This is a genomic window from Pseudomonas sp. 1928-m, assembly GCF_029269135.1.
Lineage (GTDB): Bacteria > Pseudomonadota > Gammaproteobacteria > Pseudomonadales > Pseudomonadaceae > Aquipseudomonas.
On the sequence record NZ_JARIXO010000005.1, the window covers coordinates 152,848 to 167,449 of the forward strand.

General features: G+C 61.6%; 12 protein-coding genes. 11 read left to right on the forward strand and 1 reads right to left on the reverse strand.

The features are described from left to right. The first annotated feature begins 48 nt into the window (after nucleotides 1-48). From P3C18_RS16100 to P3C18_RS16150, 11 genes are all read left to right on the forward strand, one after another. Nucleotides 49-549 carry a DUF2059 domain-containing protein gene (locus P3C18_RS16100; RefSeq protein ID WP_275962853.1) on the forward strand — a complete coding sequence of 167 codons (501 nt, stop codon included), beginning with the start codon at nucleotides 49-51 and terminating at the stop codon, nucleotides 547-549. Nucleotides 550-561: 12 nt separating this feature from the next. Next, nucleotides 562-855, forward strand: a complete 294-nt coding sequence (locus tag P3C18_RS16105; protein ID WP_275962854.1) for a BolA family protein — start codon at nucleotides 562-564, stop codon at nucleotides 853-855. Nucleotides 856-1,014: 159 nt separating this feature from the next. Next, on the forward strand, nucleotides 1,015-1,953 hold the full coding sequence (locus P3C18_RS16110) for a rhodanese-related sulfurtransferase (protein WP_275962855.1): 939 nt from the start codon (nucleotides 1,015-1,017) through the stop codon (nucleotides 1,951-1,953). A 2-nt stretch (nucleotides 1,954-1,955) separates the two neighbouring features. Beyond that, entirely contained in the window at nucleotides 1,956-2,588 is a 633-nt protein-coding gene (locus P3C18_RS16115) for a DsbA family protein (RefSeq protein WP_275962856.1), read from the forward strand. Further along, nucleotides 2,581-4,359, forward strand: a complete 1,779-nt coding sequence (locus P3C18_RS16120) for an ABC transporter ATP-binding protein (protein ID WP_275962857.1) — start codon at nucleotides 2,581-2,583, stop codon at nucleotides 4,357-4,359. Before P3C18_RS16115 ends, P3C18_RS16120 begins: the two co-directional genes overlap by 8 nt. A 461-nt stretch (nucleotides 4,360-4,820) precedes the next feature. Next, nucleotides 4,821-5,903 carry a 4-hydroxyphenylpyruvate dioxygenase gene (gene hppD, locus P3C18_RS16125; protein ID WP_275962858.1) on the forward strand — a complete coding sequence of 361 codons (1,083 nt, stop codon included), beginning with the start codon at nucleotides 4,821-4,823 and terminating at the stop codon, nucleotides 5,901-5,903. Between the two features lie 54 nt (nucleotides 5,904-5,957). Then, on the forward strand, nucleotides 5,958-7,097 hold the full coding sequence (locus P3C18_RS16130) for a homogentisate 1,2-dioxygenase (protein ID WP_275962859.1): 1,140 nt from the start codon (nucleotides 5,958-5,960) through the stop codon (nucleotides 7,095-7,097). Nucleotides 7,098-7,186: 89 nt separating this feature from the next. Further along, the gene (locus P3C18_RS16135; protein ID WP_275962860.1) at nucleotides 7,187-8,170 is read left to right on the forward strand and encodes a fumarylacetoacetate hydrolase family protein; all 984 of its coding nucleotides are present in this window, start codon (nucleotides 7,187-7,189) and stop codon (nucleotides 8,168-8,170) included. Then, nucleotides 8,160-8,819 carry a maleylacetoacetate isomerase gene (maiA, locus tag P3C18_RS16140; protein ID WP_275962861.1) on the forward strand — a complete coding sequence of 220 codons (660 nt, stop codon included), beginning with the start codon at nucleotides 8,160-8,162 and terminating at the stop codon, nucleotides 8,817-8,819. Before P3C18_RS16135 ends, maiA begins: the two co-directional genes overlap by 11 nt. A 162-nt stretch (nucleotides 8,820-8,981) precedes the next feature. Further along, nucleotides 8,982-10,442, forward strand: a complete 1,461-nt coding sequence (locus P3C18_RS16145; RefSeq protein ID WP_275962862.1) for a sodium-dependent transporter — start codon at nucleotides 8,982-8,984, stop codon at nucleotides 10,440-10,442. 566 nt (nucleotides 10,443-11,008) lie between these two features. Next, nucleotides 11,009-12,964 (forward strand): methyl-accepting chemotaxis protein, encoded by a 1,956-nt coding sequence (locus P3C18_RS16150; protein WP_275962863.1) that lies wholly within the window; start codon nucleotides 11,009-11,011, stop codon nucleotides 12,962-12,964. A 13-nt stretch (nucleotides 12,965-12,977) separates the two neighbouring features. Here the strand turns inward: P3C18_RS16150 and P3C18_RS16155 are convergent, their stop codons facing one another. Continuing rightward, nucleotides 12,978-14,585 carry a methyl-accepting chemotaxis protein gene (locus P3C18_RS16155; RefSeq protein ID WP_275962864.1) on the reverse strand — a complete coding sequence of 536 codons (1,608 nt, stop codon included), beginning with the start codon at nucleotides 14,583-14,585 and terminating at the stop codon, nucleotides 12,978-12,980. Between the last annotated feature and the right edge of the window lie 17 nt (nucleotides 14,586-14,602).

The following is a 14,602-nucleotide window of genomic DNA, read 5'->3' on the forward strand; positions in this document are numbered from 1 at the left end:
CCGGCAATTGAGTCCAACAGCACTCATTCCCTTCCTCAGGAGTAGTACATGTCACGTTTACCTGCCTTTTGCGCTGCCTTAATACTGACGTGCGGTAGTGCTCAGGTACTTGCCGATGCCAAAAGCCACGCCGCCGATGCCGAGCGTTTCCTGCTGCTGGCTCGCGCCGACAAGCTGGCGGTACCGGTGTATGCCCAGGTGCAGCAGATGTTTGCCCAGCGGTTTGCCGAGAGCAATGCGCCGCAAAGCGAGAAGGCTGTGCTGGAAACCTACCAGGCCCAGGCCAATGCCGCCCTGGAGCAGGCCGTAGGCTGGGACAAGCTTAAGCCGGATATGGTCAAGCTCTACACCAGCAACTTCAACGAGCAGGAAATGCAGGACCTGATTCGTTTCTACGAGTCGCCGTTGGGCAAGAAAGTCCTGGAGAAGATGCCGACACTGACCGCACAGTCGGCGCAGTTGACCCAGGGCAAGCTGGAAGCCGCCGTACCCAAGGTCAACCAGCTGCTGGCGGAAATGACCAGCAAGCTGACTCCAAAGAAGCCCTGAGTGACAGTCCCTATGCCGAAGATCGATTTGTTGCAGGCTGCTCTGGCAAGCCTGCAGCCCCTGCAGCTCGATGTGCTGGATGAAAGCCATATGCACAGCCGGGGGCTGGAAACCCATTACAAGGCGGTGATCGTCAGTGAACAGTTTGCTGGCCTGAATGCGGTCAAGCGTCATCAGAAGGTCTATGCCGCTGTCGGTGAGCTGATGGGGCAGATTCACGCCCTGGCGCTGCACACCTACACGCCCGATGAATGGTCGCAGCAGGGCGTTGCTCCGGCTTCGCCGACCTGCAAGGGCGGCCACTGACCGGCTGTGCGCCGGTCCTGAGGCAATTCGCCTCTACACGGGTTGCTTGAACGACAGTAAACTGCCGCCCCCGCCGGCTCTAGGTGAACAACTTGGGCCGGCGTATTTTTTTGTATCCCGGTCCGCCCTTTACGTGGGCGACTACTGAAGGACTTGCACATGACTGACAAGATCGTTGTCGCCGCGCTGTATAAATTCGTTTCCCTGCCGGACTTCCATGACCTGCGCGAGCCACTGCTGCAATGCATGCTGGATAACGGCGTCAAAGGCACCTTGCTGCTGGCCGAAGAGGGCATCAACGGCACCGTCTCCGGTTCGCGTGCCGCTATCGATGGCTTGATGGCCTGGTTTGATCTCGATCCGCGTCTGGCCGATATCGACCACAAAGAATCTTACTGCGACGAGCAGCCGTTCTATCGCACCAAGGTCAAGCTGAAGAAGGAAATCGTCACCCTGGGCGTGCCCGGCGTGGACCCGAACCAGAAGGTCGGCACCTACGTTGAGCCCAAGGACTGGAACGCGCTGATCTCAGACCCGGAAGTGCTGCTGATCGATACGCGCAACGATTACGAAGTGTCGATTGGCACCTTTGAAGGCGCGGTAGACCCGAAAACCAAGTCGTTCCGCGAGTTTCCCGACTACATCAAGGCGCACTTCGACCCGGCCAAGCACAAGAAAGTCGCAATGTTCTGCACCGGTGGCATCCGTTGTGAGAAGGCCTCCAGCTATATGCTCGGTGAAGGGTTTGAGGAGGTTTTCCACCTCAAGGGCGGCATCCTCAAGTACCTGGAAGAAGTGCCGCAGGAACAGACCAAGTGGCAGGGTGACTGCTTCGTTTTCGATAACCGGGTTACTGTGCGTCACGACCTCAGCGAAGGCGATTACGACCAGTGCCACGCCTGCCGCACGCCGGTGTCGGTGGAAGATCGTCAGTCCGAGCTGTATACCCCGGGCGTCAGTTGCCCGCACTGCTGGGATTCGCTACCGGAGAAAACCCGCGCCGGCGCCCGTGAGCGTCAGCGCCAGATTGAGCTGGCGAAAGAGCGCAATCAGCCACATCCACTGGGCTACAACCCCCGACTAAACCGCGAGGCTTAAGCATGCACGCACGCCTGCTCTACGTGATGGACCCGATGTGTTCATGGTGCTGGGGCTTTGCCCCGGTGCTTGAGTCCCTCGCCGAGCAGGCCGCTGCGGAAGGCGTCGGCCTGCAGTTGGTACTGGGTGGCTTGCGCCGTGATGGTGTGGCCATCGATGCTGCCGCCCGCGTGCGTTACCTGGGCTACTGGCAGGCGGTTAATGCCAGTACCGGCCAGCTGTTCAACTTCAACGCCGGCTTGCCCGAAGGCTTGATCTATGACACCGAGCCGGCCTGCCGTGCATTGGTCACGGCGCGCAACCTGGCCCCCGAGCTGGTCTGGCCGCTGACTCAGTTGATCCAGCGCGCGTTCTATACCGAGGGCGTGGACGTCACCCGCGCCAGCGTGCTGGTGGAGTTGGCCGAGCGCGCCGGGATTCCGCGCATCGTATTTGCCGAAGCCTTCGACAGCGCCGCGCAGCGCGCCGCCACTGCCGCTGACTTCAGCTGGACTCAGGATCTGGGCATCGCCGGCTTTCCCACCCTGTTGGCCGAACGTAACGGCCAACTGGCGCTGCTGACCAACGGCTATCAACCTCTGGATGTGCTGCAGCCTTTGCTCGCGCGTTGGCTGGAGCGGGTTACCCATGCCTGATCGTTTGAGTTGGGCGGAAATTCGTCGGCTGGCCCTGCAGCATAAAAAAGCCCTGATCCTGGCCAATCTGGTGGCGGTGTTTGCCACCCTGTGCAGTGTGCCGATCCCGCTGTTGCTGCCGCTGCTGGTCGACGAAGTGCTGCTCAACGACGGTGATGCCGCACTCAAGGTAATGGACAACTTCCTGCCGGCCAACTGGGAAACTGCCGCCGGCTATATCGGCCTGATGCTGGTGCTGACCCTGTTTCTGCGCGGCGGTGCACTGATCTTCAACGTGCTGCAGGCGCGGCTGTTTGCCCGGCTGTCCAAGGACATCGTCTACCGCATCCGCATGCGCCTGATCGAGCGACTCAAGCGCATTTCCCTCGGCGAATACGAAAGCCTCGGCGGCGGCACCGTGACCACGCACCTGGTCACCGACCTGGACACCCTGGACAAGTTTGTTGGCGAAACCCTCAGCCGCTTTCTGGTGGCGGTGCTGACCCTGGCCGGCACCTCGGCGATCCTGATCTGGATGCACTGGCAGCTGGCGCTGTTGATTCTGCTGTTCAACCCGCTGGTGATCTACGCCACGGTGCTGTTGGGCAAACGGGTCAAACACCTGAAAAAACTGGAAAACGACAGCACCTCGCGCTTTACCCAGGCGCTGACCGAAACCCTCGAAGCCATCCAGGAAATCCGCGCGGGCAACCGTCAGGGCTTCTTCCTCGGTCGCCTCGGCGGCCGCGCCAAGGAAGTGCGTGACTACGCCGTGGCCTCGCAATGGAAGACCGACGCCTCGAATCGCGCCAGCGGCCTGCTGTTCCAGTTTGGCATCGACGTGTTCCGCGCCGCCGCCATGCTCACCGTGCTGTTCTCCGACCTGTCGATTGGCCAGATGCTCGCGGTGTTCAGCTACCTGTGGTTTATGATCGGCCCGGTCGAGCAACTGCTCAGCCTGCAATATGCCTTCTACGCCGCCGGCGGCGCGCTGACGCGGATCAATGAGCTGCTGGCACGCAAGGACGAGCCGCAATACCCCGGTCGCGTCGACCCATTCAAGGGCCGCGATACGGTGGGTATCGAGGTCAGCGATTTGACCTTCGCCTATAACGATGAACCGGTGCTGGATCACCTCAACCTGAGCATTGCACCCGGTGAGAAGGTCGCCATCGTCGGCGCCAGCGGCGGCGGCAAGAGCACCCTGGTGCAGTTGCTGCTTGGGCTTTATACGCCGCAGGCCGGGACTATTCGGTTTGGCGGCAGCAGTCAGGAAGAAATCGGTCTGGAAGGCGTGCGTGAACACGTCGCGGTGGTGCTGCAGCATCCGGCGCTGTTCAACGACACGGTGCGCGCCAACCTGTGCATGGGCCGTGAGCGGGGCGATGACGCTTGCTGGCGTGCCCTGGAGATTGCTCAATTGGCTGACACCATTCACGGCCTGCCACAAGGCCTGGACAGCATCGTTGGTCGCTCCGGCGTGCGCCTCTCCGGCGGCCAGCGTCAGCGTCTGGCGATTGCCCGGATGGTGCTGGCTGAGCCGAAAGTGGTGATTCTCGATGAAGCCACTTCGGCCCTGGACGCCGCCACCGAATACGCCTTGCACCAGGCGCTCAATCAGTTTCTGCATGGCCGCACCACGCTGATAATCGCTCACCGCCTGAGTGCGGTTAAGCAGGCTGATCGGGTGCTGGTATTCGACGGCGGCAGCATCGCCGAAGACGGCGGCCACCAGCAGCTGATCGCTGACGGCGGGCTCTACGCCAAGCTCTACGGTCATCTGCAGCACTGATAACTGCGTTGGGCAAATCAGTAGGGTGGATGACGCTTTACCCATCCACCAGCGCAGTCTTGCGGTGGATGAAAAAAGCGTCATCCACCCTACGGCTCCTGGCGAAAACAACACTTTCTCGCGGGCATGCACTAGGCGTCCCCGCCGCTCCTGCGGGACAGCACGAGCCGTAGGAGCGGGCCATGCCCGCGATTTGTTGTGGATTTCAATCAGGCCTGGGGCAATGCGGTCTCGCACCTGGCAGTTAAATCGACCGCTTTGTAAATTTATCGTTACGCATGGTGGGTGCTTTCGGTCAGCATTCCCGCTGTTTCTCTAGCTGTATTAAAAACTTGCCGAAAGCCTTGGCCAAGTCTGGGGCAGGGCGCTCTAGGCTGGCTTGTGAGTGGGCCTGCGCTCGGTTGTTATGAGGTCAATCCCGCTGACGCAGCGGCTGATCAAAACAACAACGAGGAGGCGCAATGAACGCCGTGAACAAGATCGAACAGCACAACCCCATCGGTACCGACGGCTTTGAGTTCGTTGAATACACCGCGCCGACCCCGGAAGGCATCCAGCAGCTGCGTGAGCTGTTCACTGCCATGGGCTTTACCGAAACGGCCAAGCACCGCTCGAAAGAGGTCTGGCTGTTCCAGCAGAACGACATCAACTTCGTGCTTAACGGCAGCCCCACCGGGCACGTGCGCGAGTTCGGTCTGAAGCACGGCCCGAGTGCCTGCGCCATGGCCTTCCGCGTGCAGAACGCCGCTCAGGCTGCGGCCTATGTGGAATCCCAAGGTGCCAAACTGGTGGGCAGCCACGCCAACTTCGGCGAGCTGAATATCCCCTGTGTCGAGGGCATTGGCGGCTCCTTGCTGTATCTGGTGGATCGMTTCGGCGACAAGACCATCTACGACGTCGACTTCGAGTACATCGAAGGGCGCACGCCGAACGATAACGCGGTCGGCCTGAAAGAGCTGGATCACCTGACCCATAACGTCAAACGCGGGCAGATGGACGTGTGGTCGGGCTTCTACGAGCGCATCGCCAACTTCCGCGAGATCCGCTACTTCGATATCGAAGGCAAGCTCACCGGCCTGCTGTCACGCGCCATGACCGCGCCGTGCGGCAAGATCCGCATCCCGATCAACGAGTCGGCCGACGACAAGTCGCAGATCGAGGAATTTATCCGCGAATACCAGGGCGAGGGCATCCAGCACATCGCCCTGAGTACGGAGGATATCTACGCCACCGTGCGCCAGCTGCGCGCCAATGGCGTGCAGTTTATGGTCACCCCCGGCACTTATTACGACAAGGTCGACACCCGCGTGGCCGGGCATGGCGAGCCGACCGATGTGCTGCGTGATCTGAGCATCCTGATCGACGGCGCGCCGGGTGATGACGGCATCCTGCTGCAGATTTTCACCAATACTGTGATTGGCCCGATCTTCTTCGAGATCATCCAGCGCAAGGGCAACCAGGGCTTTGGCGAGGGCAACTTCAAGGCGCTGTTCGAGTCCATCGAGGAAGACCAGATCAAGCGCGGCGTGATTTCCGCGGACTGATAGCGGGTTCGGCCCTGCGACCGGGGCCGGGTTTATCCACGATGGAGTTCTGTTATGAGCCGTAACTGGATCAGTTTTCCCCTGCGTGAAGGCGAGTGTTCGCGCCAGGCGCACTGCGACTTTCCCGAAGGCACCTACGAGCGCGAGATGGGCCGCGAGGGCTTCTTCGGCCCCACCGCGCATCTGCATCACAAGCATCCGCCCACCGGCTGGATCGACTGGCAGGGGCCGCTGCGCCCGCATGCGTTCAACTTCAATGATATTTCCAGCGAGCGTGACTGCCCGCTGGCCGCGCCGCTGACCCTGCATAACAGCGATGTGAAGCTGCGCGTATGGAAAACCGTTGGGGCCATGCGTCATCTGGTGCGCAACGCCGATGGCGATGACCTGCTGTTTATCCATGAGGGGGCAGGGGAGTTCTACTGCGACTTCGGCCACCTGAGCTACCGCGACGGCGATTACCTGCTGATTCCGCGTGGCACCGCTTGGCGCATCGAGGCCAGCGAGCCAACCTTTATGCTGCTGATCGAAAGCACCGACGGCGCTTATCAGTTGCCGGACAAGGGCCTGCTCGGCCCGCAGGCGATCTTCGATCCGGCGGTGCTCGATCATCCGCGTATCGATGACGCATTCAAGGCCCAGCAGGATGAGAGCACCTGGCAGATTCGCATCAAGCGCCGTGGCCAGATCAGCACCGTGACCTACCCCTACAACCCGCTGGATGTGGTCGGCTGGCATGGCGACAACACCGTGGTGCGTCTCAACTGGCGTGATATCCGCCCGCTGATGAGCCACCGTTATCACCTGCCGCCCTCGGCGCACACCACTTTTGTGGCCAACGGTTTTGTGATCTGCACCTTCACCCCGCGCCCGGTGGAAAGCGACCCCGGCGCGCTGAAAGTGCCGTTCTATCACAACAACGATGACTACGACGAAGTGCTGTTCTATCACCGGGGCAACTTCTTCAGCCGCGACAATATCGAGCAGGGCATGGTCACCCTGCACCCGTGCGGCTTCCCCCACGGCCCGCACCCCAAGGCACTGAAAAAGGCGCAGACCGATCCAGCGACCTTTATCGATGAAGTGGCGGTGATGATCGATACCCGCCGCGCCCTGGAAGTCGGCGAAGCCGCTGCAGGTGTGGATGTTCCCGAATATGTGAATTCCTGGCGTGCGCCGGGGAAAGACAGCTAACAGCCGTAGGAGCGGGTCATACCCGCGAATAAGCGGTGTAAAGCATCGCGGGCATGGCCCGCTCCTACAGATAAATTGAAGGTTGAACCATGAAACTCGCATCACTGAAGCAAGGCCGCGATGGCGTACTCGTCGTGGTATCGCGCGATCTAAGCCGCGCTACTGAAGTCCCGGCGATTGCTGCCACCCTGCAGGCGGCGCTGGATAACTGGACGGTGGCCAAACCCAAGCTGGAGGCGGTGTATCAGCGCCTCAATGATGGTCTGGAAGCGGGCGCATTTGCTTTCGATCAGGGCGCCTGCCACAGCCCGTTGCCGCGCGCCTATCACTGGGCCGACGGCAGCGCTTACGTCAATCATGTGGAGTTGGTGCGCAAGGCCCGTGGTGCCGAAATTCCGGAAAGCTTCTGGCATGACCCGCTGATGTACCAGGGCGGTGCTGACTGCTTTATCCCGCCACACAGCCCGATCCAGATGGCCGACGAGGCCTGGGGCATCGACCTGGAAGCCGAGATTGCGGTGATCACTGATGACGTGCCGATGGGCGCGACCGCTGCCGAGGCCGCTGGTCATATCCAGCTGCTGATGCTGGTCAATGATGTATCGCTGCGCAACCTGATCCCTGGCGAGCTGGCCAAGGGCTTCGGTTTCTACCAGAGCAAACCGTCTTCTAGTTTCTCGCCGGTAGCAATTACCCCGGATGAGCTGGGCGATACCTGGCGTGATGGCAAGGTGCATCGGCCGCTGGTGTCGCATATCAACGGCGCGCTGTTCGGCCAGCCGGATGCCGGCGTGGACATGACCTTCAACTTCCCGACCCTGGTCTCCCACGCCGCCAAGACCCGGCCGTTGTGCTGCGGCACCATCATCGGTTCCGGCACCGTGTCGAACTACGACCGCAGCGCGGGTTCCAGCTGCCTGGCAGAGAAACGCATGCTGGAAATCATCGAGAGCGGCGAGGCGAAAACCCCGTTCCTCAAGTTCGGTGACCGGGTGCGTATCGAAATGTTCGACGCCGCTGGCCATAGCCTGTTCGGCGCTATCGACCAGGCGGTGGAGCGCTATGAACACTGAGTTGACGCTCTACGGTTACTGGCGCTCCAGCGCGGCCTACCGGGTGCGTATTGCGCTGAACCTCAAGGGCCTGGCCTACCAACAAGTACCCGTGCACCTGATCAAGGACGGTGGGCAGCAGCATTTAGCCGAGTATCAGGCGCTAAATCCGCAGGAGTTGCTGCCCTTGCTGGTGGATAAAGGCAATGGCGGGGTGCGCATCGCCCAGTCGCTGGCGATTCTCGAATACCTCGAAGAGGTCTTCCCCGTGCCAGCGTTGCTGCCCAGTGATGCGGCGCAACGCGCCCAGGTGCGTGCCTTGGCGCTGCATATCGCCTGCGACCTGCACCCGCTGAACAATCTGCGGGTGCTGCAGTACCTGACCGGTGAGCTGGGCGTTGGCGAGGCGGCCAAGGACGCCTGGTATCGCCACTGGTTGCACAAGGGCCTGGCTGCAGTCGAGGCGGGGCTGGCGGTGTTCAATGATCGCCTGTCGCTCGGCGAGCGGCCTGGATATCTGGAAGCCTGTGTGGTTCCACAGCTGTATAATGCGCGCCGTTTTAACTGTGACCTTGATGCGTACCCGCGCATCCTCGCCATGGCGGCGCGTTGTGAATCTCTGGATGCCTTTAAGCAGGCCGCGCCGGAGGTGCAACCCGACGCCCAGTGATCCTGCCGGCTTCGCCGCCGCTAGGGTCAGGCGAATCCGGTTTTGCAGAGCGAGCCAGGTGGCCAGATCGGCTGCCTTCACACTCTGCGTGCCTTGCCACTCCGCCGCGCCACAAGCGCTGCGGGTTCTATTTCGTCACAGATAAAAACAAACAGGTGACGCATGACCCGTGAAAAACCCAAGAACCTCTGGCTCTCGCGCTGGGGCTTTATTCTTGCTGCAACTGGCTCCGCTGTGGGCCTGGGCAATATCTGGAAGTTCCCCTACATCACTGGCGAATACGGCGGTGGTGCGTTTGTGCTGATGTACCTGGCCTGCATCCTGGCCATCGGTATTCCGGTGATGATGACCGAGATCGCCATTGGCCGCCGCGGCCGTGGCAGCCCCATCGATGCGATCGGTCGGGTGGTCAAGGAAAACAACGGCAACCCGCTGTGGAAAGCGGTCGGCGGCATGGCCATGCTGGCCGGCTTTATGATCCTGTGTTTCTACGTGGTGGTGGCCGGTTGGGCCTTTGCCTACACAGTGAAAATGCTCGACGGCTCGCTCGCTGCCACCAGTGTCGAGGCGCTCGGTGGGGTGTTCGAAGCGCATAACGCCAATCCCTGGCAGCTCGGCGGCTGGAGCGTGCTGGTGGCGCTGCTGACCCTGTGGATCGTCGCCAAGGGCGTGCAGAAGGGCATCGAGAATGCCGTGCGCTGGATGATGCCGGGCCTGGCCTTGATGCTGCTGATTCTGGTGGGCTACGCCTTTACCAGTGGCGGTTTCAGCGCCGGTTTCGATTTCCTGTTCAGCTTCGATGCCTCGAAAATCACCGGCGAAGCGTTGCTGGCCGCGCTGGGCCATGCGTTCTTCACCCTGAGCCTGGCCTCCGGGGCGATTCTCACCTATGGCTCCTACATTCCCGACGGCCAGTCGATAGCCCGCACCACCTTTATGGTGGCCATCTGCGACACCTGCGTGGCGCTGCTGGCGGGGCTGGCGATTTTCCCGATTATCTTCGCCAATGGCATGAACCCGGGCGCCGGGCCAGGGCTGATCTTTATGAGCCTGCCGCTGGCCTTCCAGCAGATGCCGTTCGGCACCGCGTTTGGCGTGCTGTTCTTTGCCATGGTGTCGATTGCCGCGCTGACGTCGGCCATTTCCATGATCGAAGCCACGGTGGCCTACCTGAATGAAAAGCATGGCATCAGCCGCATCAAGTCTGCCGCTCTGGCGGGCAGCGTGTTGTTGCTGATCAGTCTGCTGGCGATGCTTTCGTTCAACCTGCTGGCCGGCTGGACGCCACTGGGCAAGAACTTCTTCGACTGGCTGGATTACCTGACTTCACGTTGGATGATGCCGCTGGGCGGGATCTTTATGGTGCTGCTGGCCGGTTATGCGCTGCGCAGCGAGATCATGCGTGATGAGCTGAACCTACCGCCGCTGGGCTATGCCCTGTGGCTGTTTATGGTGCGCTACGTCAGCCCGGTGCTGATCATGGTGGTGTTCCTGCACGCCCTGGGTTGGTTGATGTTTGACCCGGTGGCCCAGTGGTACTGGATTGCCGGCGCCATCGGCCTGCTCGCGGTGCTCGGTGAAGTGCTCAGGCCAAGGGTCGTACCGGCGCTCGCCGGGCGTTAATCACGCCAAGCTGAGCCGCAGTAGAGAAGGGCGCACGGGCCAAAGCCGTGCGCCCTTTTTATTGGCGATGTTCGAATGCATGTTGCCTATGCGCGGGGTAGCGGTGCCGACCACCATCCGGAATCTACCTACGATGCGGGTAGGTTGGGTTGAGGAGCAACGCGACGAAGCCCAACAAGACATGCCGCTGCCTGTTGGGCTTCGCTGCGCTCAACGCCAACCTACGATTTGTAGTTTCGCAACACGTAATGGGTTCATAGCCTTTCTTATGGTCGTCATATCCTTGGCGCGGGCTTTCTGGCGATAACTCGCCATTCGCGATAAAGCATCAGCGGAAACCTGCCGATAAACCGGGTTATCCGCAGCATTCGGCTTTTGGCTTTATCGCCCTGATTCGCCGCCAACGCCTCTGGCCTGGGCCTTGGCGCTGTTACCTGAGCCCAGGCCAGGCCTCTGGCGCAAGGGTTGCAATAAAGCGAGGCTAAACTGCCACCAGTAGTTCATGCGCTTGCCGGGTCGCCATCTGCCGCCTCGCTGCGCTCGATAATAAAAACGGAGTTGTTGTTATGTCCTCTTCTGCCGCTCGCCTGTTCGCCGACCTGTCTGTCGGTAAAAAGCTTATGTGTGGCTTCGGCCTGGTGCTGTTGCTCACGGTAGCCGTCACTGGCAGTGGCTTTCTGGCGGTGCAAGCCGTGTTGGACGGGCATGCCAGCACCAGCGGCCTGTCGCTAATCGATGCCCAGGTGCTGCAGGCGCGCCGCGCCGAGCGCGATTTTGCCCTGCGGCAGACCAGCGAGGCGGCTACCCAGGTGCATGAGCAGCTGGACCGAGTCGGCGCCGCAGTCGCCCAACAGTTGGCCGCAGCTTCCGGCGCCGATCAGGCGCGTCTGAAAAGCATGCAGCAAGCCATCGACGACTATCGCCGCCAGTTCGACAGCTTTGTCGAGCAGCAGAACAATGCCCGCGCGGCGCGCACGCAGATGCGTGAGGCGGCCGGCGAAGCGCGTGATCAGTTCGATGTGATCGAGCTGGACATGTACGACGCCGTGCGCGAACTGCGTCTGGAAGGGGACAAGTTGCGCGGCAGCGACCCGCTGACCCTGGCGGAAACCGCCTCGGGCCTGAGCAAACGCATGCTCGATCTGCGTGGCCATGAGAGCCAGTACATCATCGATGGCTCGGCCGAAGCACTGGAAGAGTGGACCTATATCAACGACGACCTGCAAACCGTGGCACGCAGCCTGATGGTCTGGCTGGACGACGACCAGAAAGGCGCCATCGAAACTGCCTTGAAGGCGCTGACCCTGTATCAGCATGCTTTTAGCAATTATCAGCAGGTGCGTGGGCTGAACCAGCAGAGCGAGGCCGCCATGGTTGAGCGCGCCCAGGCGGTGCTGGCTTTGGTAGATGAAGCCAAGGTTGAGGAAGAGCGCGCCATGGCGACGGATAGTCGTCAGGCCATGCTGATGCTCGGTGCCATGGGCATTGCGGCGGTGATTATTGGCATGCTGGCGGCGCTGATTATTTCCCGTTTGATTGTTGCGCCCTTGCAGCAGACCGTGGTGTTTGCCCAGCGCATCGCCGCTGGTGACCTGACCCACGACCTGCCGCAGGACCGGCGTGACGAGCCGGGCCAGTTGATGGCCGCCATGCAGGTGATGAGCGTGAGCCTGCGTACCCTGGTCGGGCGCATTGGTGGTGGCGTCAGCCAGATTGCCGCCGCTGCCGAACAGCTGTCGGCGATTACCGCGCAAACCAGCGCCGGCGTGCAGAACCAGAAGATGGAAACCGAACAGACTGCCACCGCCATGCATGAAATGGCCGCGACCGTGCAGGAAGTGGCGCAGAACGCCGAGCAGGCGTCCCTGGCCGCCCGCGCTGCCGACCAAGAAGCGCAGCAGGGCAATCAGGTGGTGCAACAGGCGGTCAGCCAGATCGGCCACCTGGCCACCGAGGTGGAAGAATCCGCCGAAGCCATCGCCGCGCTGAATCAGGAAAGCGCGCGGATTGGCGGTGTGCTGGAGGTGATTCGCAATGTCGCTGAGCAGACCAATCTGCTCGCCTTGAACGCGGCCATCGAAGCTGCACGGGCTGGCGAACAGGGTCGCGGCTTTGCCGTGGTGGCCGATGAAGTACGCGCCCTGGCCAAGCGTGCGCAGGATTCCACCGAAGAAATCGAAGGGTTGATAGCCAGCCTGCAGCGCCTGGCCAAGGGCGCGGTGGAGAAGATGGACAGCAGCCGCAACCTGACCCAGCGCACCGTCACCCTGGCGGGTGAAGCGGGTGCGGCCCTGGGCCGTATCACCCAGGCGGTAAGCACCATCGAACAGATGAACCAGCAGATCGCCGCCGCCGCCGAAGAGCAGAGCGCGGTGGCGGAAACCATCAGTGAAAGCGTGACGCGGGTGCGTGATATTGGTGAGCAAAGCGCCAGCGCCAGCCAGCAGACGGCGGCATCCAGCGCCGAGTTGGCGCGTCTGGGCGTTGAGCTGCAGGGGCTGGTGGCGCAGTTTCGCAGCTAGTCAGCGGTCGCGCTCAGGTCTGAAACTGCAGCACTGCGCTCTGCATGCTGCGCGCCACGCGGTCGAGGCTTTGCGCCGCGTTGGCCAGTTCACTCACGGTGCGGCTGTTTTGCTGCGACATCTGCGCGATATGTTCGACCTGCTGCGCCACCTCGCTGCTGGCGCGGCTCTGTTCGTTGATGGTCTGCGATATCTCTTCCACCACCTCGGCCGCGCGCTGTGCGCCGCCGCGAATTTCACTGATCGACTCACCAGCCTGGCGCGCCAGGCTCACGCCATCGTTCACCCGGGTAACGCCGGTTTGCATGCTGTTGACCGCCTGTTCGGTGCTGGTGCGGATGCGTTCGATCATCCCGGTGATTTCCTGGGTCGATTGTGCGGTGCGTGCGGCCAGGTTGCGCACCTCGTCGGCCACCACGGCAAAGCCGCGGCCGGCCTCACCGGCGCGCGCGGCTTCAATGGCCGCGTTGAGTGCGAGCAGGTTGGTCTGCTCGGCGATGCTCTTGATCACCTGGATGATCGAGTGAATTTCCTCGGATGATTCGCCCAGCGCGGTGATGGTGGCGCTGGATTCGTTGACCGCTTCGGCGATTCGGCTCATGCCATCGACCACGCCCATGATCACCTGACCGCCGTTGCTGGCCAGGTGTTCGGAGTGCGAGGAAATTTCCTGGGCATTGCGTGCGTGGCCGGCGATCTGTTCGATGTTCTGCATCATCTGTTCCATGGCCCCGGCCATGTTGCTGGCGCTCTGCGACTCTTCCGTGGTGCTGTGCACGATGCTTTGTGAAGCGCCGTTGAGGTTGCGCGCGGTTTGCTGCAGCTGTTCACCTTCGGCGCGGATGCCATCGATCATCTGCCGCAGATTGCCTTGCATATCTGCCAGTGCCTGCTGCAGCTGCCCGGCTTCATCGTTGCTGTCGACGCTGATGGTGCTGCGCAGGTTGCCCTGGGCAATGTTGCGCGCCACCCCGATGATTTTCTCCAGTGGGCGCAACACCGCTTTCATCAATTGAGTGGTGAGCAGGCAGAGCAGGCAGCAGACCAGCAGAATGCCGCCAATCAGCATCCAGGCAGCCTGTTGCACGGCAGCCTCGCCGTCGCTGCGGGTTTTGGCCGAGTGCGCTTCGATCAGGCCGCTGAGGGCTTCGTTCTTTTCTTCCAGATCGCCAAAGCTGGCATCGAAGGCGGCCATCTGTTGGCGCGCGGCCTGCGGGTCAGTCAGGGCCAGGTTGACGATGCCTTCGGCCTGTTGAATGTAACTGGCCAGGGCCGGTTGCGACTGGCTGATGGCCTGGCGGATATCCGCGCTGAGCGGCAGTTTGGCGTTGTCGTTGAGGGTGCGGGTAAACCATTCGCTGTGCTCGCGCAGGTCATCACGTACCTGGGTTACCGCCGCGCTGTCGGCAGCGTCGATATAGAAGGCGGCGAGTACATCGGCGCGCAGGGCGTCGTGCATCATGTCGCCTTCCAGGTGGTTGCGCAGGGCGCTGACACTTAGTTGGTTTTCGTTGAGGGCGCTGGCCAGGCGGGTTTGCCCCCAGAAACCGATGCTACCCAGCAGGGTGGCTGCCAGTACGCTGATCGCGCCACAGGCGATCATTTTCTGCCGGATATTCATGGCCAGACTCCAACGGG